The following is a 22240-nucleotide window of genomic DNA, read 5'->3' on the forward strand; positions in this document are numbered from 1 at the left end:
GTTAATGTCCTAGCATTTTATCTCGCAGATGCTTAATGCGATCGCGCAATTTTGCCGCCTCTTCAAATTCCAGTTTCTTCGCCGCTTCTTTCATCTGCGCTTCTAACACAGTAATCAATTGGGGAATCTGTTCTAATGGTAGTTCATCAATATGTTCATCTACTACTTTCAAGTCAGTTGCATTCAACCGCCGAGACACATCTAAAAAAGACAAAATCGCATTACTTGATTTTTTTATAATGGATTGCGGTGTAATTCCATGCAGTCGATTATGTGCCATTTGAATCCCACGCCGTCTATCTGTTTCATCAATGGCTTTAATCATGCTGCCTGTCAAATTATCAGCATACATAATTGCTTGTCCCCGGATGTGACGCGCGGCTCTACCAATAGTTTGAATTAAGGAACGTTCGGTTCGCAAAAAACCTTCTTTATCCGCGTCCATGATTGCTACTAGGGAAACTTCCGGTAAATCTAACCCTTCTCGCAGCAAATTCACACCAACCAATACATCAAATGTACCTTCGCGCAAGTTCTGCAAAATCTCAATGCGCTCTATTGAATTAATCTCCGAATGTAAATACCGCACTCGAATACTGTGGTCTTGCAGATACTCGGTTAAATCTTCCGCCATCCGCTTAGTTAATGTGGTAATTAACACTCGTTCATGGAGGTCGGCTCTATCTTTAATTTCTCCCAACAAATCATCAATTTGTCCTTCTGTGGGACGGACAGAAATTTCTGGATCAATTACGCCAGTTGGTCGAATTACTTGCTCAACTACATGATCTTCAGAAACTTCTAATTCCCAATTTCCCGGAGTTGCTGAAACAAAAATACACTGATTCATCTTTTGCCAGAATTCTTCTGCTTTCAAAGGACGATTATCAGCAGCACTAGGAAGACGAAATCCATGTTCAATTAAAACTTTTTTTCTAGCTTGATCGCCGTTATACATCCCGCGAATTTGGGGCACACTAACGTGAGATTCATCGATAACTAATAGCCAATCTTTAGGAAAATAATCAATTAAACATTCTGGCGATTCTCCAGCTTGCCTTCCTGCTAAATGACGGGAATAATTCTCGACGCCGTTGCAATAACCTACTTCGCGCAACATTTCTAAGTCATAACGTGTACGTTGATCTATGCGTTGCGCTTCTAATAATTTCCCAGCTTGTTCTAAGTCTAGTTTTTGCTGTTTTAATTCGGCGGCAATGTCGTTACAAGCTACTTCTAATCGTTCTTCTGGGGTGACAAAGTGACGTGCAGGGTAGATATTCACCGCTTCTAAACTCTTGAGAATTTCACCTGTCACTGGGTCAATGTAGCGAATTGCGTCAATTTCATCACCAAAGAATTCGACGCGAATAATCCGGTCTTCATAAGCTGGGCCAATTTCTAAGACATCACCCCGGACGCGAAATTTTCCCCGACCCATTTCTATGTCGTTGCGGCTATATTGAACATTTGCCAAATCCCGTAAAATTTGGCGTTGATTTACTTCCATACCTATCTGAAGGGGGATGGCAGCTTTCAGATATTCTGCTGGCATTCCCAAACCGTAGATGCAACTGATGGATGCAACGACAATCACATCACGGCGTTCAAAAAGCGATCGCGTCGCTGAATGCCGCAACATATCTATTTCATCATTAATTGCCGCCGTTTTTTCAATATAAGTATCGGTAACGGGAATATACGCTTCTGGCTGATAATAATCGTAGTAGCTGACAAAGTACTCGACTGCGTTGTTGGGGAAGAAATCTCGCAACTCATTACAAAGCTGTGCAGCAAGAGTTTTGTTATGCGCCAGAACTAAAGTAGGCTTGCCAATTTTCTCTATAACTGCTGCTACCGAAAATGTCTTGCCAGTTCCAGTGGCTCCTAGTAAAGTTTGGTAACGATTGCCTGATTGGATACTAGCGGTTAGTTGGGCGATCGCTTGTGGTTGATCGCCTGTCGGACTAAAGGGAGCTTGAAGACAAAATTCTGTCATACAGTTTTGCTGGAAATACCCTATTTCATGGTGACAATTTCGCCCTGTATCTATTGTAGCTGGCTTCTTTGACCAAATAAATAGTAATATTTTTTTACATAAATTAATAATTTAAATTTACTTATGTATCAGTTTTAAAGATTCTTATATCTATATGAGGTTTTTTAAGGTTAAACTCTAATGTATATGGGAAAAAATTTCATCTTTCCTTAATTATTGTAAAATTCAATTAACAAACCAGAGGTCTTCGTTTATGACTATTAGCAGCGCTGGCAAAGCAATCAGTTCTCGGCAAAAGCCTGCCAAGTCTCCAGGGGATAATACTACAGATGAAGTTGACAATCAACAAGACCAGAGCTTGAATGCTGATCAAGTCGAGGAAGAACTGCCAGTGGGGGCTTCTGGGACACTTGCTATTTCTGGAATTCGTCCCATAGGCGCTAGCGACTTAGAAGTTGCTGAACACCTCTCAATTGCTGGGGTGCGTCCCGTTAGCACCAGTACCTTGGAAGTAGTTGAAACCTATAACTCAATGGGTATTCGTCCAATTGGCGCTAATACATTCCAAGTCGTTGAAAGTATCAACCTCTCTGGGGTTCGTCCAATTGCCTCAAGTGCATTAATAATTTCTGATAGCTATTCTACATTTGGTAATCGTCCAATAGCATCAAATGAGGTTGACAATTCTGAAAGCCTGATGGGTTTTCTAGATTAGACAAAAAATATCCCCATAACTTTATTAACCCAGTTCTGTACAAGAACTGGGTTTTTTTAGCTAGAAAGTTAAAAGTAGATATTACAATATTTGCACTTTTTCTATGTCTTTTAGCATAGATAACTAAGCTTTCCTTACTTTATTTTGTATTCAGCCAATAGCCAGAACACTTACTACAATTACCTTTCAGAATTCAAGAATTCTGAATTCTGAATTCAGAATTCTTGAATATGCCTTGTGGTGGAAGGCTTTAGCAAAAACTTTAAGCTACTGTGTAAAGGTAATAACAAAAGATTTCAAAGTTAGTTGACAGCTTTGAAACGAATTTTTCATTAAACCAGGAGTACAAAATGAGTATAGAAGATCGCGCAAAAGCAGCTGCTAAAAATGTTGAAGGCAAAGCCCAAGAAGCATTAGGCAATATCACTGGAGATCCAGAAGATAAAGCGGAAGGTAAAGCAAAGCAAGCTGAAAGCGAAGTACGTCATGGAATTGAAGACGTGAAAGATAAAGTGAAGAAAAACATTGACTAACAATTCATAACTTTTCTTGCAGAAACTCGTAGGAATTTAAATGTTTTGGATTCCATTTTTGCAGAAAAATATGAGTTGTTTGAGAAACAAGCTAAACTCTTTTCAGATTCTCTGAACAAGGGTTATAGAATAGAGTATTAGCTTGTTTTGGAGAGTTTTTGTAGAGACGTAATTAATCACGTCTCTACAAAAACTCTCCAAAAAAATTTTTAAAACTAAACTTAGATTAATTTGACTATATTAATTAATTACTTTATTTAAATTAAGTTTTGACGGTTTGCAGTAAGGACTTTAGTCCTTACTGCAAACTTGTTTACCTATAAATAATCCGAAGATTATTCCAAACATCATGAAATTGTAGTAGTATAGCACGGGCATTAACTATCTTCAGCTACATCTGATTGTTAGCGCTCTTAAATTTACAATCGATGAGAATATATCATGAGCCTAACTCTTTATTTCCTTCGTCACGGACAAACAGAATGCAGTCGCAATAATTCCTTTTGCGGTTCCATAGACTCAGAACTTACCCCAGAAGGCTTGGAGATGGCAAAGGCTTTTGCAGACGCATATAGTTCTATGGATTGGACAGCAATATTTTGTAGTCCAATGCGGCGAACTGTATTGACAGCAAAACCTTTATGTGAGTCCATCGGAATGGAACCACAACTTAGGGATGGTTTGAAGGAAATTAACTATGGTGAGTGGGAAGGAAAAACGCCAGAAGTAATTAGCCGTGAATATCACGATGATTATATTCGCTGGTCAGCAGATCCCGCCTGGAATGGGCCAACTGGTGGAGAAATGGCAGTTACAATTGCTTTTCGCGCCATACAGGTAATTGAAGAAATCAAGCGAAATTACAGCAGTGGCAATGTGTTAGTGGTTTCTCACAAGGCAACTATCAGAACTATTCTGTGTAGTTTACTGGGGATTGATGTGGGACGCTTCCGTTTTCGTTTAGGATGCCCTGTTGCTTCGGTCAGTATTGTAGAATTTACCTCACATGGGCCGCTATTAAAGGTTTTGGCAGACCGTAGTCATTTGGATGAGCGTTTGCGAAATTTACCAGGAACGTGAGGGGAGACGCGATTAATCGCGTCTGTACAAAAGTTAGGAATTATTATTTTTACCTTGCTCTGCTTCGCTATCTGGTGCAGTGTATTTGCAGAAAACGTTTATCCCAATTTTTAAAATATATAATACGACAATTGTTGCGATCGCACCATCAATCGGAATTCCATGTACTGCTGCAACCGCAACCAGTGAACCAATAACACCGTTAAACAAAGAAGCGCTACCAGGATTATTGGTGTATTCTTTAATTTTGCCCCGTAAACCATCATCACCACAGATTTCGGCGCGAATTTCATTGAGGGTGAGTTGCAAAAGAGATTTTTTACCCTGACTATAATCTGTTTTGCCGACTTTCTCTTGCCAAAGTGCATCAAAACTGGCTTCTAGATTCCCGTTGTGTTGTTGTAGGGTAGTAAGTGCATGTTGCGCTGGGGTGTCGTTTGGCAGAAGTTGCTGAAATTCTTGGATTTCGCCAGGAGTTAATTGGGGATTCATATATAGTTAACTTAATTATTTATGGAGTATTTGTTAGTTCCTGAATCAACTCTTCAGGTGTGAGAATTCTGGGAGTAGCAACTGGAAAATCTCTAGGATTGCGAGTAATAATAGCATCTAAATGATTGAGTGCCGCAGTGCTGTATTGAATAGCGTCTTCAAAATCTCTAAAGTTAACGGTTAATGCCATGTTGATTGTGGTACTGTCTACGGTAGCCACACGACAGAAGTTGACCAACTGCCTTAAATAAGTAAGTGTCCACTCTCGACCTCTTGCCCTGCGGATGATGTAATACAAATCACTAAAAGTAGAGGCGGAAATATAACCTTCTACTTGTCCTTGCTCAACTAGTACCAACACTTGTTCGCTTGTGTCTAGGAAAGGTTCACGTTCAAGGGCATCATCTACAATGATGTTGGTGTCTAACAAGATTTTCACAGATTATGTTTCTCCTTTAAAGCTTCCCATCGGGCTTGGTCTGGGTCAAAGTCTGGTGGTGTGGGTGGGGCATTTTCAAATAAACCTTCAAATGCTTTGACTTTAGACTTTCTTCTCGGCTTATCTGGCTGTGACTCAGTAGAAGTTTCCGAGGATGGAACTGGCTGCAAAATAATCACTTCCACCTTTCCAGGAGCAATATTTAGAGGTTCGTCAATAATTAAATGACCTGATTCATCAATTGTGGCGTTGAGCTTGTAGGCTTGCATACTTTTGCTCCTTTTTGTTTCTAGGATAGAACACTGCTGCTATCAATATTGCGAAAATGTTGCGTAGGTGTAGCCCGTCGTAGACATCGCACTTCCAAATGACTAGCTTGTAGTGGTCAAAACGATCGCTTTGGTCATGAAAACGATCGCTTTGGTCATGAAAACGATCGTTTTGTTTATGAAAACGATCGCTTTGTTCATAAAAACGATCGCTTTGTTCATGAAAACGATCGCTTTGTTCATGAAAACGATCGCTTTGTTCATGAAAACCATCGCTTTGTTCATAAAAACGATCGCTTTGTTCATAAAAACGATCGCTTTGGTCATGAAAACGATCGCTTTGTTCATGAAAACCATCGCTTTGTTCATGAAAACGATTGTTTTTGTGGCAAACGCTTATGCGATCGCTAGCAATACTTAAATAAAACTTATGAATGATTTGATGTTGGCAATAAATCTTGCACTGCACCCTACGACTCTGTTTCTAGCCTATCTCGCGCTGTCCAAATTGCCTCGCGCACCTCTCCAGCGCACTCTTTACCTGTCACCACCGATTATATGTTGTGAGATATTAAAATCTTGTTCTAATTTGTCTTTGACATAGCTAGGTAGTTGATTGAATTTTTCATTATTTACAATTAAAATTCTTCCTTTAAAGTTGTTACCAGGTATGAAATCTTCAAAAATTTTAAATTCATTATCTAGTAAAAGCTTTACCATATTCATACTAGGATTGAGATTATTATTATCTGCCTTACAGTTAATTTCACTAGACACATAACTGCAAAACCAAGCTAGTGCTTCATGGTTATCTTCCAGCCGCAGGCGTACAGCTTCTGTAACAGATTTGTTAAATAATTCAGTATTGCCAAATGTATCAAATATAGCATCTAACCTTTCAGGATTTTTTTGTTTTATTAATGTAATTAAGTTATCTATAAGAGGTTTGATATTTTTAATATTTTTTATCTGAAAATCATTTACATATCTTTCTTTCGATAGTAGTCGCATTGCTAAATGTACTTCAGCTGAACAATCTTCATACGGTAGCTGCAAGAATGTCTTTATAAACTGGTCTTTGCCAAATTTTATAGATACTTGCGATATCAAATTTAGTCGATCCTCAAGTCTTTTATCATCAGTATCGATATTTATCATTAAGGCTTGAAAGTATAGCTTTAAAGCTTCTGTTAAATGCCCTTCTTCTTTTAAAACATGACCCAAACAAGTTAATACTTCAGAAGCCAAGTCCCAGTTTTGAAGCTTTTTAGCAATAACAAATGACTTTTGACAGTAGTTAGCAGCTTCTTCATAATTTTTCTTCTTCAATGATAAACTACCTAATTTATATAAAACAACAGCAGTTAAATAGTCATTCCCATCAATATCTTCAACTATTTGGAGAGCTTGCTTATAATAACTATTGCTGGATGTTTGATTTCCTTCTTCCTCTGCAATATCTCCTAAATTCATCAACACTGCTGGAATTTGTTTGATACTTGCGTTTTCTATATAAATATTAAAAGCTTTATTAAAATACTCCTTAGCCCGCTCTGAATTTGCTAATTCTTTTTCTATCAACCCAAGGTGATAATAATTATTTCCTGCTCTCCCATCATGAGAATTTTCTCTTATTGCTAGAGATTTTTGATAATATTCTTTGGCTTCTTTATAATTATTTTGGAAAAAAGCTAAATTGCCTAATTGATGATAAATTCTAGAAACTTCTGCAAAATTCTGGCTTGACTCAAAAATTTGGAGTGCAGTATAGTAATGTTTTTCTGCTTGCTCAAATATTCCTTGTCTTTGAGCAGCTATCCCAAGACTAACATATAATCCTGCTATTTTAGCATCTGTCAATGTATCCTTGAGTTCTTCTAACTCGGTTAGTATTTCCTGACAAATCACTGAAAACGTTGATGTTCCTGTATAGTCACATATTTCTCTAGCATCTTCACTCCGTAAAAAAATCCATAAACTAACTGCATTTTCACCTTTAAATTTTGCTTCTGATAGTTTTAAACCAATTTGACTCATTATTCTTCGCCGCAAGCTTTTCCATTCATTTTTACGACTTTGACGAGTATAGATTTCACTTAACGCTTGCAATAAAAATTGGATACTATGCCAATCTTTATAATATTCTGCATTTTGTAGACTTTGAAGGATATTAGGCTCTTCAAATAGTAGCGTGTTATACAAATAATTAGAATTGTCACCAATTAAATTTTCAGATATAGTTGCAGCAAAAAATGCATAAAATTCTATTATTGCTTTTTCTAATTCTCTAATAATTGCTTGTGAATGATGTTTAGATAAAAGCTGGCGAAAATACCAAGGTAGTGTCGGATGGATTTGATATGAGTTACTACCATTATTGACAACTGCGATCAGTAGGGAGGGAGAAAGTTGAATTAAGTTCTGATGCCAATTTTCCAAAATACCTGTTTGTACACCTTCCTCTAATATTTTTATCCAGTTAGATTCTTTTAGCGTCTCGCCAAATAAAGCTTGATATTTTTGTCCAAACTGATTACTTAAAGCTTCAGAACACATATTAAGTGTTATGGCATTAATCCTCCCACAGAAAAAACCCAAAAATGGTAAATGCCTTCTTGTCTTCTCCGACAATTTAGCAAAAGAATAATCCAACGACACAGTAAGAGATTTTTCTCTCCCTTCTTCCTCTTGTCCCCTAAAAGTATCCAACCCCCGCCGCAGCGCTTCAATTAACTGCACGGGTGTCTGTGTCTGCAAATGCGGTAACACCACCCGCAAAGACAACGGATGTCCCCCCAACAATTTCAACAACTCCAAATACTCTGCTGGCAGGTTCTTTCTCTCCACACCCACCGTTTGCAGAATCTTCGCTGCTAACTCTTGGGCATCCGCTTGAGATAACCCCCGCAAATTGATTAAACTATACCCACAATCTAACCAAGATTCTTGGCGGCGACTGGTAATTAATACCCAAGATTTACCACCCCGCAATTCCTTAAGAAACCGCTTCAGCTTATTTCTCTCTTCCCCACTCAATAATGGTTCATTCCCCGTAGGGAAACCGTTGACAGGTTCAAAGTTATCCCAAATCAACAAACAAGAATGAGTTTGCAGATATTCCCGCACCACAGCGTCTTGCTGTTCTGGCATCATTTGGGAAAATCTGTCACCGCCCAACGCCCTACCAATTTGGTTAATTACCTGACTCAACCCCGCACCCTGTTCAAAGGAGGTGAAAAAAGTATGTTCGCGTCCTTGGGTATCATCCAACCAACGGGCAAAACCTGCGACTAACTCAGTTTTACCGACACCGCCCATTCCCTGCACTAACACAACATGATTTTGCCGAAATGCTCTCTCTAAACGCAAAATCTCATAATCTCGCCCAATAAAACCATAAGCGCTTTCATCGGGTAAACCTACAGCTTTGCTACTTTCTGGGGTGTTGTCTGCTTGCGCCATCAAATCGGCAAAACTGGATGCTGTCTTTTGAGGAACAAAAGGCGTATAGGGTTCTTGCTGATACAGCACCGGCACAAGCCAATCTTGTAAAGGTAAATTTCCTTTGGGACTGGGGCGCATTTTGTCAATAGACATGGACTTGCGCCCAGCTGCAACAGCTGTGGCGATACACTCTCCCCTGACTAATTCCCCATACAACCGCCCAACAAAGTGTTCTGCACCTTTGGCGTAAACTGAATACGCCATCGCTACTACACCCTTTGCCCCCAATTTCACCAACTGTCCCGCCACAGAAGAAAAAGCTTCTTCGCCTACTTGCCCAGACTTGCAAGCATTGAGTACAAAAATCGGCACGCGACAATCTGTCAAATATTGGGCAATTTCTCTAGCGCTGACAGCTTGCTCATTTCCCTGCTCGTCCTCAAAGATTAAAACTCCTTGAGTATCGCTGTCAAAATTTCCATGTCCATCAAAATGGACGATATGGTAAAAACCTTTTTTTGCCTGGAGTTCTGCTTCAAACGCTTTCAAGCTAGGGGGACGCAATACTTTCAGGTTGACTCGCTGACGTATTGGTTGCAACGCCGCCAGCAAAGGACGGGCAATGGTTTTAAAATTTACGTCTTGTTCGTCATCAGGGCGGGCAATGACTAATAAAATATTCAATTGGTCATCGGGCATTGGTGGCAATGGTGCTTTTACGCCCTGAGTGCTGAGACTGCGATACATCCCCGCTAGTGAAGGTGCAAGAAATTGATAGTCGGGGGAATACAGCAATTCCCAAGGTAAATTCAGTACGTTGGCGTTATCGGAAATGATGCCCAGTTCACACTTATCGAGTCCGTCTCGTGTGGCTTCTTGAAAAAACTCTCTTCCTTTTTCTGTGCTGCGAAATACTAGCTCAAATAAATGTTGTCCCCACTGCTGTAACTTTTGTTCGATTTTTGCAGCGTTATCAGGAAATATACCGTAAGGAAATTTTAAATAATCTTCTAAATACCAGCGCAATTCAGCCGCGTTTTCATCATCGAAGGGTTGTTGAAAGGTTACTGCTGGGGCTAGGCGAGGATTTTCATATCCGCGTTGCCAAGAAAGTTGGATTGTTTCGCTTTGATGTGTGATTCGCAACCAATTTGTTGCCATTGCTGCTGTGCTGGTTACTGGGTAACTTGATGCTAGCTTATTTGGGGAATTCACCCAGAGAGGCAGAGACACCGAATACGGTTCGGTTAACGTCTTTATTCCTCGAAGATCCCCCCAACCCCCTTAAAAAGGGGGGCTTATAAGCCTCTTTTACCCCCTTTTTAAGGGGGTCGCCGTAGGCGGGGGGATCTTAACCGAACCGTATTGCGGAGACACCCAGAGGAAGATTGAGTTTTAATTCAGTACAGATACAGGGATAATGTACTCAAATTCTCAGTGAATTATTTTATGCTGCCAGTTATTGAAACTATTACTTTACGTCAAATGGCTTCGGGCGATCGCTTGTCTTTACAAGTTTACAAATTTATCGGCGCTCAACCTGGTAAAAAGGTTTACATTCAATCTAATCTGCACGGTGCAGAAATTGCTGGTAATGCCGTTATTCATCAATTAATTGAGTTTTTATTAACAATAAATAATTCAAATTTAGCTGGAGAAATTTGGCTAGTACCCGTTTGTAATCCAATGGGGACGAATGAGCGATCGCACCAGTTTTCCCCCGGACGATATTGCGTTTACGAAGCTAAAGATTGGAATCGTATATTTTGGGATTACGAGAAAGAAGCTGATGATTTAGTAGCTTTTACTAAATCTCAACTTCATCTTGATCTAGAGGTCGTTCGACAAAATTATCTAACTATAATTAAGCAACAATTTGCCAAACTTTTAGAAAAAATTAATTCTCCCAGTAGTGTGCCTTACACTGAGCTTTTTAGCTATAAACTACAAAATCTGAGTTTAGATGCAGATTACTTAATTGATTTACATAGTTCTACAAATCAAGCGTTAGACTATATTTATTACTTCCGAAATAGAGAAGAAAGCGCAAAATACTTCGGGTTTGATTTCGGAATCTTACTTGATAAATACGATAGTGATGCTTTTGATGAAGCTTTTATCAAACCTTGGTTAGCGCTGGAAGCTTGTTTTAAAGAGTTGGGTAGAGATATCAAGTTTGATGTGGAAGCTTGGACACTGGAATTAGGAACAGGAATGCAAATGAACCCTGATTCAGTCGCTAAAGGTGTATGGGGTGTGAAAAACTATTTAGTGCAAAAAGGTGTACTGCAAATTCCTAATTTACCCGATGACACAAAAATCCATGAAATGAGTTTTGTATCTAGCAGCAACAGGAAAAAATATTATGCGATCGCAGGTGGCATGATTCAATCCAGAATAGAATTAGGTAGTTCAGTAAAAGCTGGAGAAAAACTGTATCAAATTCTCAGTTTTAATAAAGAAGGTAAGTTACCGAGTGTAATTGATGTCTGCGCTCAACAAGATGGATTAGTTTATGATGTCGCAACCAATCAAGCTGTGAATCAAGGCGAGTTTGTATTGGGAGTTATTAGTTAGGAGTTAGGAGTTTTTTAACTCCCCACTCAGCACGGGCTAAACCATAGCTATCCGCTAACAGCACTAAATTTAACGTGAGTCTCCAACGAAGGCGCACCTGCGGGAAGGGCGAAAGAAACCATTCTGTTTTCTTAGGAGTTCGACTGTTCATTTTGGATCTAAAAATAATAGGACTTACGCACGAGTTATATCATGTCCGCATAATTAGTTACGATTGCCACAGGCATTGCACCCACTTCTTAATCCCCTCCTTGCTTGCGGGGAGGGGAGACAAAGCGTAGCTATAACTAAATCTTTTCCGGAGATGTCTAAGTATAAATACGATTAGATATAAGGATTACTGTCACAGACAATATAAAAAACGGTAAAAACCGATTGTGACAGTTAAGGGTGCGGAATGTGGGATAAAGAGCCGTCAGAACAAGAGCGCAAGCGGCGACGTAACAGTCTGGCGCTGATTAGTGGTTTAATTGTTACTTGGAGTCTATCAGGATTTGCTTTTTGGCAATGGCAGCAAGCAGAAAAAGGGCATCTACTCCATACCTTTCAGGGGCATACCGATACAGTCTTGAGAGTGGTGTTCAGCCCGGATGGCAAGACCATTGCCACTGGTAATTCTGACAACACAGTGAAACTGTGGAATTTGTCAGGGCAGCTACTGCATACCCTTCAGGGGCATAGCAGTTTTGTCACAAGTGTGGTGTTCAGCCCGGATGGCAACACGTTATTGAACTACGGCAAATTGTAATGATATGAAAGCTAGCAAGATTTTGGAGCGATACGCTTCAGGAGAGAGGAATTTCCCCAAAGTAATTCTTCGAGGATGTTCTTTCAAAGGTCAAGATTTGACTGGAGTCAACTTTAGCGATGCTGATATCCGAGGTGCTGATTTTAGCGGTGCAATCCTTGTAGGTGCAAACTTCAGTCATGCTAAAGCAGGGTTGCAAAGGCGTTGGGCAATTTTCTTAGTGCTTGTTTCGTGGGTGCTAATGTGTCTATCAGGATTTCTTTCAGCTTTTGCAGGCGTTTTAATATTTGTTCTAATACTTTTGAGAGACGAATATCAATCATATGCTTATCAAGTTGTAGACAGGACTAGTATAGTCATACTAGTTATCTTCTTTTGTGTGACAATTCGCCAAGGAATACAGGCGGGTTTAGGAGCCAGAGCCGTAGCCAGAGCCTTTGTCGGAGCCTTCGCCGTAGCCTACGCCGTAGCCGGATCCTACGCCTTCCTCGTAGTCACAGCCAAATACGGAGCCGCAGTCTTCGTCATAGCCAGAGCCGGAACCTTCGCCTTCGCCGGAACCTTCGCCGGAGCCTCAGCCGTAGCCTACGCCGGAGCCAGATATGGAGCCTTCGCCGTAGCCTTCGTCGTAGCCGGAGCCTTCGACGTAGTCGGAGCCTACTTCGGAGCCTCAGCCTTCGCCGGAACCTTCGCCTTCTTCGGAGGATCCGTAACCTTCGCCGTAGCCTTCGCCGTAATATTATTTAGCATATATAGAAGTTGGCGTGCATTAGACTTCTCCGAAAATGAATCTACAACCCTTGTGCAGCTTGGGCTGATACCTAATTTCTGGAGATGTCTATTGAAGGGAGATCCAAAGCACGCCTTGATCCGCAACATCGCTGTTGCTTTTGCAGCTTTTAAAGGAACAAACTTCCGCAGCGCCAACCTAACTGATGCTGATTTTACACAAGCCACCCTCAAAAATACAGATTTGAGAAAAGCTAATCTAACTCGTACCTGTTTCCACAAAACCAAGAAACCGTTTCTATAAGTAATCGGACAGAAATATTTACACATTAGTTCTTAGCCTGGATAAGGGTTTCAGGTCAAAATTTGTGTAATTAATTTTGTCTTACTACTTAACCCTGTTTTGTCACTCTCGGAAAACAATAATCGAAGCTAAATTCTGAGACTTTGATTTAATCTAGGTTTGAGGCTTTATTTTCTAACAGAAACTAAAATTTATAGACAAAAAGTGGAAATTTAAGCCCTGTAGGCGATTGGGTTCTCCCACTCTGACAAAAGAGGGTTAAGCAATCAAGCGGACATGATATTACGGAATAACGAACCGCAGAGGCGCAGAGGACACAGAGAAATCAGAGTTTGAAAGATATTTTGCGTAAGTCCTAAACAAAATCAAGTTATCTCAGCTGTAAAATATAAGTGTAGAGCCAGTAGTAGATTAAACCTCGGCAAACATAATCCCTAAAAATGCCAGGGTAATTTTATGCTTATTTGGTGTCTAAGAAAAAATCAAGTTATCCCAGCTGTAAAATATGAGGGTGGAGCCAAAGGTGACTAGTATTGAAAATTACAACTTCTCTTTTTCAGGAGAAGTAACAATCCCTCAGGCTCCTCCTGAATTTAAATCAGGTTTTATCGGCATTGTTGGTCGTCCAAATGTCGGTAAATCTACTTTAATGAATCAATTGGTAGGACAAAAAATTGCCATTACATCACCAGTAGCGCAAACAACACGTAACCGTTTGCGCGGTATATTAACTACACCAGAGGCGCAGTTAATATTTGTAGATACGCCAGGAATTCATAAGCCCCATCATCAATTGGGGGAAGTGTTGGTGCAAAATGCCAAAATTGCGATTGAATCGGTAGATGTAGTGCTGTTTGTGGTAGATGGAGCGGTGGCTTGTGGTGCAGGCGATCGCTATATTGCCGATTTGCTCAGTCGCAGCAAAACTCCGATAATTCTGGGTGCGAACAAAATCGACCAACAACCCGCCGATTCTCAGTTTTTAGATGATAGTTACGCCCAGATGGCCAAGTCCCATGAATGGGAAATCGTGAAATTTTCTGCCAAAACTAGTGCAGGATTACCGCAACTTCAAGAATTATTAATTGAACATTTAGAAATTGGGCCATTATACTATCCCCCAGACTTAGTAACTGACCAGCCAGAGCGCTTTATTATGGGTGAATTAATCCGAGAACAAATTTTATTATTGACTCGTGAAGAAGTACCCCATTCAGTAGCGATCGCCATTGACTTAGTAGAAGAAACTCCTAGCATTACCCGTATACTTGCTACCATCAACGTCGAGCGCGATTCCCAAAAAGGCATACTCATAGGCAAAGGCGGAGCAATGCTCAAAGCAATTGGTAGTGAAGCCCGCGAACAAATCCAAAAGTTAATTGCTGGTAAAGTTTACCTAGAATTATTTGTTAAAGTCCAACCAAAATGGCGACAGTCGCGGGTGAGTTTAGCAGAGTTAGGTTATCGCGTGGAAGAATAGAAAAGAGACGCGATTAATTGCGTCTGTACAGTTAGGAGTTTTCTCGTTTTTCGTTCCCATACTCCCTATGGGAATGCATTCATTGAGGCTCTGACTCAACGTATCACTAGAGGCAGAGCCTCTAATCAGGCATTCCCATGCTCTGCATGGGAACGAGAGAAAAAAAAGTAAATAACAAAAGGCAAAAGACTATTAACAATTCAAAATTCAAAATTAAAGACATTTTCAGACGGGGATTTAAACCCCGACTGGAACTAAGGCTACCTGTAGAGGTAGGGGTCTTAAATCCTTTAATTTAGAAATAACTAATGACAAATGACAAATGACAAATGACAAATGACTCCTAATTAATAAAAATGTCTTTAGATACTCGCTATCCCTTAAATTTACCCGCCAATGCTCCGCCGTTGCGCGTGTTAATTGTCGAAGATGATCCGATGATGCAACTGGGATTAGAGCAATCGTTAATGGCTCATCCTCAGTTGGAGATTGTTGGACAAGCAGAAGATGGTTATTTGGGAGTTCAAGCCGCACTCCAACTGAAACCTGATTTGGTGGTTATGGATATTGGGTTGCCGCGATTGGATGGGATTGCAGCGACACAGCAAATTAAGGCGGCGCTGCCAGCAACTCATGTGGTGATGCTGACATCTCATCAAACGGAGACAGAAATTATTGCCGCACTGTCTAGCGGTGCAGATGCCTATTGTATCAAAGGTGCAAGTGTGGAACGATTGTTAAGTGCGATCGCAGCCGCAGTTGATGGGGCAGCCTATCTCGATCCCCAAATTGCGCGGCGAGTAATTGATAATCTCAAACCGCCCTCACCCACCACCAACACCGCCAACTTATCTGGGCGCGAGTTAGAAGTGTTGAAACTCATGGTAGACGGGTTGAGTAACCCAGAGATTGCCCAAAAACTCTATCTCAGTCCCAACACCATCAAAACTCATGTCCGGGGGATTATGAATAAATTAGCAGTAGACGATCGCGTGCAAGCAGCAGTTGTGGCATTGCGTTCTGGGTTGGTTTGATTCTCTGTAAGCCGCACACTCGTTACTAGAAGTCATCAGTTAGAAACCACCTGATGCACTTGTATCTTATGGCGATCGCTGCACCTTTGGCTTTCAAGTTCGCACGAATTTTTAATCTCATTTACAAGTAAAGGCGTACATAGGTACGCCTCTACAGTCGATTCATTTGTTGCCAAGATTTTTTAAAAATAGTCTACCTCAATGCATTTTAGTTAAAAGAGTTTGAGAATTGATTAGGGTCTAGATTAGCAGGAAATAATAAAATTTCCTTGCCTTCTAAATTTGCCTTCTGGTGAAGCAAAATTGCCTTTTCCAAAGAACAATATTTAATTGGAATCCACCCGTCGCTATAGAAGTAGACAGTCACTCGGCTCATTGCATACTCTTTAAACGGCTGTGGAACGTACCAGGACGAGTCCACAATTTGAACTTTACCTGTCGAGTCCATGCTTTGAACCTCAGCTACTAAGTATATTTACTCTCACTCATCACTACTTTCACTCATCCAGATGAGTTTTAGTAACTATCATAAGTAATAAGCTAATCTGCCTTTAAGTTAGATATTTAGGTAGTAAGTTCAGAAGTCAACGAGTTTTTAGTTGGGATTAAGCCTTAGTAGTTGGTAAATGATTTTCGGGCAAAGTTTGACAGGTTGTCTTTTGACGGAACTATTCTTTTAAAATTATCGTTCCTAAATACTGGTGGAAAATTAGCATTAAAAATCTTTGAATTTTGCTTTAATTGCCTTTCCCCAGTCAGCCTGGTCTACTTCGCTTCCTCTTATAAACTTTATGTTCCACTTTACCCTAGAGAAGAATTTTGGATGGCTATTATTAATTTCGGTTCTGATTGCTACACCAGTTAATGCCCACACCGAAAAGGTATCTGGGGACGTAGGCGGGATGCTGCATATTGAACCCCATGACAATCCTCAAGCTGGCAAAACCGCTCATGCTTGGATTGTTCTCACGCATAAGGGCGGGCGACTAATCCCCCTGACACAATGTAACTGTCAGTTGGCTGTCTACCCTCAACCTCACAGCGAAACTGATACTCCATTGCTCAAGCCCAGTTTACATAATGTATCAACCAAGCAATATAAAAGCATTCCCGGAGCCGAGATCGTATTTCCCAAAGTAGGAGCTTATGAATTGGAGTTAAGCGGTACTCCAAAAGCTGGAGCTAGTTTCAAGCCCTTTGTGTTGTCTTACACCGTCACTGTCGGCTCATAAAAGCTGAACTGTGTAAAATGTCATATTGTAGCCAGATCCCGCAGGGTTCAGAAATCGCAGTGCGATCGCGTCCATTGCGGTAGCGATCGTATAACCTAGTTTTATCAAGAAATCTCTTCTGTCCTTGCGAACCGCCCGTAAAAGTTTGAATGCTGTCGTCTCGCCTCTCTTTTTGAGATTTAGATCATTGTTCACGAGTATCAAAGACTTGTTAACGGAGTTCAAAGGTCGGAGTTCCGAGTTCAGAGGTCGAAGTTCCGAGTTCAAAGGTCGAAGTTCCGAGTTCTGAAGGTGAAAAGTGGAGTTCTAAGCCTCAACATTGGAGATTAAAGGTTTATTTCTCCTGTTTTCTTCTTATTAATCCCCGCTTTTAGCTTCTTCTTTACTCCAAACATATTTACGGCAGACTTCGCAGGCGGCTTTTGCTTCCTCGGTTTGCGGATTGGTGAAGATGGGATGGTAACGCAACCTGTCGCAACAGACTTGCAACCATGCACGCCAGCTACCCCGCCACAACCGCACAGTGCCGTCATCACTGCCACTGACAATCGTCTGCCCATCCGCGCTGATGGCGACAGAATTGACAACACCCAGGCTCTTGTTTAACAATCTTCTAAAATTTTCAGTACTAACCCTTCTTCAACACTATGACCTTGAAGTTTGGCAGGTTCTGCGATCGTCTCCTTTAAATCAACTCCGGCTAAAGGCGGCATAAAAACTGCCTGGGTTTGAATCAGATAAGTCAGGGAGGGATATTGCAAACAGGGTTCGAGAAAATCCGCTCGCATGGTAATCACAACTGCTAACCGCGAATCGGTAATCTCTACTACCTCAGTTAGCAACTCAATAAATCTCTGCTTTTGTTGCTGACTAGCACCGCCAGTAAAAACTTCCTCAAATTGATCTACCACCAGCAAAAATTTTGCTGGTGGTAGATGTTCGACAATTCCAGCTAAATTATTCGGCTCATTTTCAATTAAATCCTTCAGTTCCTTCTCTTTTCTAGCTTCTTGAAAGAATTGTTGAAAAGCTCCGCGTAACTTACTTAAAGGTTCAAATCCTAGTTTAATTGGTTCTAAAACTTGCCACTCACTATCATCTAATTGGGGAATCAAATACCCTCGCTGAGGTTCCAGAAGAAGAGGAACTGGGATACCGTTATGGTTTACCCACGCTAAACATTCAGGAATTTCAGGGCAAGATTCGTAATTATGCCAAGTTATCTGTTGGTGCATTCAAGAATTTACCTGATGCTGAAGAGGTAACAGTTAAGTTTGGCATCAAACTGGGTGGTAAAACTGGCATTCCGTTTTTAACTGAAGGTTCGGCGGAGAGTAATTTTGAAATTGAGGTGAAGTGTAAGTTTCCTGAGAAGAAGCAAAATTCCAGCACTTGAGGTTTTGCTTTAGCAGAGATAAGCTTTATACCTTCAACTCTGCTAGGAATTATGGAAGCGATCGCTCCGACGGGCTACGCCTACGCCTTTGATTGATCATCATTCACCCTTCAATCTCGGATATTGCAGTTCAAAGCATGAAGTTTTGAATTCAAAAGGTGAGCGATGTCTCCGACGGGCTACGCCTACGCCTTTCACTCACCATAATTCATCCTTGAATCTCAGATGTTGCAGTTCAGAGGTCGAAATTCCGAGTTTTGAGCATGAACTTCCAAGTTCTGAAGGCGAAAACCGGAGTTCTGAGCCTAAATGGTGGAGATGTCTAGTCTATTTTTTGTGTTCTCCTCTGTTTACTTGCTGCTTTTATAGCCGTTTGCAATTGAGCTGAGTACAGACCCTCGTAGGGGCACGGGGCAAGGCCCCGTGCGATTACCCGCGTTCACTCCAAACATATTTATGGCAGACTTCGCAAGCGGCTTTTGCTTCCTCGGTTTGCGGATTGGTGAAGATGGGATGGTAACGTAACCTGTCACAACAAACTTGCAACCATGCACGCCAGTCACCGCGCCACAAACGTACTGTGCTGTCTTCACCGCCACTAACAATTGTCTGCCCATCGGCGCTGATGGCAACAGAATAGACAAAACCTTCATGACCACGCAAAGGTTCAGCTAAGGGAAGACCTTGGTGGTTCCACAACTGCACTGTGCCGTCATCACCGCCACTAACAATCGTCTGCCCATCGGCGCTGATGGCGACAGACCTGACAAAACCTTCATGACCACGCAAAGGTTCAGCTAAGGGAAGACCTTGGCGGTTCCACAACCGCACCGTGCCGTCAGTACCGCCACTAACAATCGTCTGCCCATCGCCGCTGATAGCGACAGAATAGACCCAACCCTCATGACCACGCAAAGGTTCAGCCAAAGGAAGACCTTGGTGGTTCCACAACCGCACTGTGCCATCACTACCGCCACTGACAATCGTCTGCCCATCGCCGCTGATAGCGACAGACCAGACATCACCTTCATGACCACGCAAAGGTTCAGCTAAGGGAAGACCTTGGTGGTTCCACAACCGCACCGTGCCGTCAGTACCGCCACTAACAATCGTCTGCCCATCGACGCTGATGGCGACAGAATAGACCCAACCCTCATGACCAGGCGATGGTTCAGCTAAGGTCAGACCTTGGCGGTTCCACAACCGCACCGTGCCGTCAGTACCGCCACTGACAATCGTCTGCCCATCGGCGCTGTTCGCATCGCGTTGCCTAGCAATGGCGACACAATAGACCCAACCCTGATGACCACGCAATGGTTCAGCTAAGGTCAGACCTTGGTGGTTCCACAACCGCACTGTGCCGTCAGTACCGCCACTAACAATCGTCTGCCCATCGACGCTGTTCGCATCGCGTTGCAAAGCAATGGCGACAGACCTGACATTACCCTCATGACCACGCAAAGGTTCAGCTAAGGTCAGACCTTGGTGGTTCCACAACCGCACCGTGCCGTCAGTACCACCACTGACAATCGTCTGCCCATCTTGGCTGATGGCGACAGAATTGACATTCCCCTTATGACCACGCAAAGGTTCAGCTAAGGTCAGACCTTGACGGTTCCACAACCGCACCGTGCCGTCAGTACCGCCACTGACAATCGTCTGCCCATCAGCGCTGTTCGCATCGCGTTGCCTAGCAATGGCGACACAATAGACCCAACCCTGATGACCACGCAATGGTTCAGCCAAGGGAAGACCCTGGTGGTTCCACAACCGCACTGTGCCGTCTTCACCCCCACTGACAATCGTCTGCCCATCTTTGCTAATGGCGACAGAATAGACATCACCTTCATGACCACGCAATGGTTTCGCTAAGGGAAGACCTTGGCGATTCCACAACCGCACTGTGCCGTCTTCACCCCCACTGACAATCGTCTGCCCATCTTGGCTAATGGCGACAGACCTGACATTCCCCTTATGACCACGCAATGGTTCAGCTAAGGGAAGACCTTGGCGGTTCCACAACCGCACCGTGCCGTCAGTACTACCACTGGCAATCGTCTGCCCATCTTGGCTAATGGCGACAGACCTGACATTCCCTTTATGACCATGCAATGCTTCAGTTAAGGGAAGACCTTGGTGGTTCCACAACCGCACTGTGCCGTCTTCACCCCCACTAACAATCGTCTGCCCATCTTGGCTGATGGCGATAGAAGAGACATTCTCCTTATGACCACGCAAAGGTTCAGCTAAGGGAAGACCTTGGTGGTTCCACAACCGCACCGTGCCGTCAGTACCGCCACTGACAATCGTCTGCCCATCGGCGCTGATGGCGACAGAAGAGACATTCCCCTGATGACCACGGAAGGGAATGGAGACTCTTGCTTTATTCACCACCCGATTCAAACTTTTCTGAACTGGTGCGAGAATCTGCTGGGGTAGTTTATCTTGATTCTCACCCATAGCTTGAATTGCCAAAACTAGACTATCTAGGGGTTGGACAGTCAATAAATTTTCTACCCTAGCCGCTTTCTCTCGCAGTTGGGATTCAGTGAGTGCCCTTTCCAGTTCGGCAATGCGGTCTTTTTCATAAGCATCACTGCGCTGGTAAAAAGCTTCATCTTCTTGGGGTGATTGTAAATAAAGCTGCAATTGTTGCCAGCTATCCTTGACTTCAACCAGCAGTCCCCCTTGCATTAAATATTTTTTATCCTGTCCCTTGTTCAACCATTCCCGTCGGGTATCTGCCAATCTGTCACTCAACCGCCGTAAGTCTCGGTCTTGTTGTCGCCACTGGGTAAACTGCTGCCAACCTTCAATTAAAGCTTCATGGGCTAAATCAATCCAGACTTCTCCTTGTTCATCTTTCCCACTGACTAATAAGCGTCCCTTAACTAATCCCGCTTCCCCATCTATCAACTCACTGAGATTTTGCCGTTGATTGGGGTGATCACCTGTAATACTTAATAGTGTGACTTTCGGTTGGCGCTGTCGGATGTCTTTTTCTCCCTCTCCCGTTCGCACTAACCGCAGAAAAATCTGCTTAATCCATTCTTTTTCCTGCTGAGTGCGTTCTTGGGTTGGGGATTGCTTCTCATAATCTTTGTAGTGATAAACCTTTTCTGCATGGAGATTCAACGCCCCAGTTAGTCCTCCCAACTTCTCATACTGTTCTAGGGTGAGTTGATGTTTCTCTTGATCGCGTTTCTCGCAGAGTTTAGTTAAAGCAAACTCTAACAAAGGCAAGAACCCTGGTTCAAGTTTAATATCTTGGAGAATTTTTAATAGTAGTGCTTCTTCAACACTATGACCCTGAAGCTTGGCAGATTCGGTGATTGTCTCCTTTAAATAAACTCCAGTTAAAGGCGGCATAAAAACTGCCTGGGTTTGAATCAGGTGAGTCAAGGAGGGATAATCTAAACAGGGTTTGAGAAAATCCCCTCGCATAGGAATTACAACTGTTAACCGTGAATCATGAATCTCTGCTACCTGAGTCAGTAGTTCAATGAATCTCTGCTGTTCTTTCTTATCTGCACAAACTGTAAATACTTCCTCAAACTGATCTACCACCAGCAAAAATTTTTCTGTGCCAGGAAGATTTTCGAGATCATTAGTAGGTTTAGTCAGGCTGTTTAAACTGTTGTCATACTGAGCAATTCCAACGACAAGGGCGTATTGTGTCATCTTGTTTGGTTAAAATAAAACTATTGGGAAAATTACCTCTGTGTTCTAAAATACCCAAATTAACGAGTAATTTACTCACTATAGTTAA

21 protein-coding genes are annotated in these 22240 nt (G+C 42.1%); 10 read left to right on the top strand and 11 right to left on the bottom strand.

Going from position 1 to position 22240, the window contains the following annotated elements:
- Position 1 precedes the first annotated feature (1 nt).
- Entirely contained in the window at positions 2-1999 is a 1998-nt protein-coding gene (gene uvrB, locus V7K30_RS32140) for an excinuclease ABC subunit UvrB (protein WP_335006337.1), read from the bottom strand.
- A 253-nt stretch (positions 2000-2252) separates the two neighbouring features.
- Here uvrB and V7K30_RS32145 point away from each other — a divergent pair, with 253 nt between their 5' ends.
- The 3 genes from V7K30_RS32145 to V7K30_RS32155 all read left to right on the top strand — a co-directional run bounded on the left by V7K30_RS32145 (position 2253) and on the right by V7K30_RS32155 (position 4327).
- Positions 2253-2714 carry a hypothetical protein gene (locus V7K30_RS32145; protein WP_335006339.1) on the top strand — a complete coding sequence of 154 codons (462 nt, stop codon included), beginning with the start codon at positions 2253-2255 and terminating at the stop codon, positions 2712-2714.
- 350 nt (positions 2715-3064) lie between these two features.
- Complete coding sequence (locus V7K30_RS32150; protein ID WP_335006341.1) at positions 3065-3247, top strand: CsbD family protein; 183 nt, start codon at positions 3065-3067, stop codon at positions 3245-3247.
- Positions 3248-3688: 441 nt separating this feature from the next.
- Positions 3689-4327, top strand: a complete 639-nt coding sequence (locus V7K30_RS32155) for a histidine phosphatase family protein (protein WP_335006343.1) — start codon at positions 3689-3691, stop codon at positions 4325-4327.
- A 33-nt stretch (positions 4328-4360) separates the two neighbouring features.
- Here V7K30_RS32155 and V7K30_RS32160 read toward each other — a convergent pair whose 3' ends face one another.
- The 5 genes from V7K30_RS32160 to V7K30_RS32180 form a co-directional block, all read right to left on the bottom strand.
- A complete protein-coding gene (locus V7K30_RS32160; protein WP_335006345.1) occupies positions 4361-4819 on the bottom strand; it encodes a hypothetical protein in 459 nt (152 codons plus the stop codon).
- A 19-nt stretch (positions 4820-4838) separates the two neighbouring features.
- Positions 4839-5258 carry a type II toxin-antitoxin system VapC family toxin gene (locus tag V7K30_RS32165; RefSeq protein WP_335006347.1) on the bottom strand — a complete coding sequence of 140 codons (420 nt, stop codon included), beginning with the start codon at positions 5256-5258 and terminating at the stop codon, positions 4839-4841.
- On the bottom strand, positions 5255-5527 hold the full coding sequence (locus V7K30_RS32170; protein WP_335006349.1) for a hypothetical protein: 273 nt from the start codon (positions 5525-5527) through the stop codon (positions 5255-5257). The genes V7K30_RS32165 and V7K30_RS32170 overlap by 4 nt, the downstream gene beginning before the upstream one ends.
- Complete coding sequence (locus V7K30_RS32175; RefSeq protein ID WP_335006351.1) at positions 5496-5996, bottom strand: hypothetical protein; 501 nt, start codon at positions 5994-5996, stop codon at positions 5496-5498. Before V7K30_RS32175 ends, V7K30_RS32170 begins: the two co-directional genes overlap by 32 nt.
- Before the next feature lie 68 nt (positions 5997-6064).
- A complete protein-coding gene (locus tag V7K30_RS32180; RefSeq protein ID WP_335006353.1) occupies positions 6065-10132 on the bottom strand; it encodes a tetratricopeptide repeat protein in 4068 nt (1355 codons plus the stop codon).
- 288 nt (positions 10133-10420) lie between these two features.
- Here V7K30_RS32180 and V7K30_RS32185 point away from each other — a divergent pair, with 288 nt between their 5' ends.
- Positions 10421-11548 carry a succinylglutamate desuccinylase/aspartoacylase family protein gene (locus V7K30_RS32185; protein ID WP_335006355.1) on the top strand — a complete coding sequence of 376 codons (1128 nt, stop codon included), beginning with the start codon at positions 10421-10423 and terminating at the stop codon, positions 11546-11548.
- On the opposite strand, the gene V7K30_RS32190 is transcribed toward V7K30_RS32185, so the two are convergent.
- Positions 11541-11699, bottom strand: a complete 159-nt coding sequence (locus V7K30_RS32190) for a hypothetical protein (protein ID WP_335006357.1) — start codon at positions 11697-11699, stop codon at positions 11541-11543. The genes V7K30_RS32185 and V7K30_RS32190 overlap by 8 nt on opposite strands.
- Positions 11700-11945: 246 nt before the next feature.
- Here V7K30_RS32190 and V7K30_RS32195 point away from each other — a divergent pair, with 246 nt between their 5' ends.
- From V7K30_RS32195 to V7K30_RS32215, 5 genes are all read left to right on the top strand, one after another.
- Complete coding sequence (locus tag V7K30_RS32195) at positions 11946-12296, top strand: WD40 repeat domain-containing protein (protein ID WP_335006359.1); 351 nt, start codon at positions 11946-11948, stop codon at positions 12294-12296.
- 4 nt (positions 12297-12300) lie between these two features.
- Entirely contained in the window at positions 12301-13329 is a 1029-nt protein-coding gene (locus V7K30_RS32200) for a pentapeptide repeat-containing protein (RefSeq protein ID WP_335006360.1), read from the top strand.
- Between the two features lie 505 nt (positions 13330-13834).
- Positions 13835-14809 (top strand): GTPase Era, encoded by a 975-nt coding sequence (era, locus tag V7K30_RS32205; RefSeq protein ID WP_335006361.1) that lies wholly within the window; start codon positions 13835-13837, stop codon positions 14807-14809.
- A 356-nt stretch (positions 14810-15165) separates the two neighbouring features.
- Positions 15166-15843: a response regulator transcription factor gene (locus V7K30_RS32210; RefSeq protein WP_335006363.1), complete on the top strand. Its 678-nt coding sequence runs from the start codon at positions 15166-15168 to the stop codon at positions 15841-15843.
- A 725-nt stretch (positions 15844-16568) separates the two neighbouring features.
- Positions 16569-17075 (top strand): hypothetical protein, encoded by a 507-nt coding sequence (locus V7K30_RS32215; protein ID WP_335006364.1) that lies wholly within the window; start codon positions 16569-16571, stop codon positions 17073-17075.
- Here V7K30_RS32215 and V7K30_RS32220 read toward each other — a convergent pair.
- The 3 genes from V7K30_RS32220 to V7K30_RS32230 form a co-directional block, all read right to left on the bottom strand.
- Positions 17070-17270, bottom strand: coding sequence for a hypothetical protein (locus V7K30_RS32220; protein ID WP_335006366.1), 201 nt, complete (start codon positions 17268-17270; stop codon positions 17070-17072). The two genes, V7K30_RS32215 and V7K30_RS32220, sit on opposite strands and share 6 nt — an antisense overlap.
- Before the next feature lie 162 nt (positions 17271-17432).
- Positions 17433-17684, bottom strand: a complete 252-nt coding sequence (locus V7K30_RS32225; RefSeq protein ID WP_335006368.1) for a WD40 repeat domain-containing protein — start codon at positions 17682-17684, stop codon at positions 17433-17435.
- On the bottom strand, positions 17678-18190 hold the full coding sequence (locus V7K30_RS32230) for an nSTAND1 domain-containing NTPase (RefSeq protein ID WP_335006370.1): 513 nt from the start codon (positions 18188-18190) through the stop codon (positions 17678-17680). Before V7K30_RS32230 ends, V7K30_RS32225 begins: the two co-directional genes overlap by 7 nt.
- Between V7K30_RS32230 and V7K30_RS32235 the strand changes: the two genes are divergently transcribed.
- Positions 18145-18471: a CU044_2847 family protein gene (locus tag V7K30_RS32235; RefSeq protein ID WP_335006373.1), complete on the top strand. Its 327-nt coding sequence runs from the start codon at positions 18145-18147 to the stop codon at positions 18469-18471. The genes V7K30_RS32230 and V7K30_RS32235 overlap by 46 nt on opposite strands.
- A 429-nt stretch (positions 18472-18900) precedes the next feature.
- On the opposite strand, the gene V7K30_RS32240 is transcribed toward V7K30_RS32235, so the two are convergent.
- A complete protein-coding gene (locus V7K30_RS32240) occupies positions 18901-22152 on the bottom strand; it encodes a WD40 repeat domain-containing protein (RefSeq protein WP_335006375.1) in 3252 nt (1083 codons plus the stop codon).
- Positions 22153-22240: the final 88 nt, after the last annotated feature.

The organism is Nostoc sp., assembly GCF_036917655.1.
GTDB lineage: Bacteria > Cyanobacteriota > Cyanobacteriia > Cyanobacteriales > Nostocaceae > Nostoc.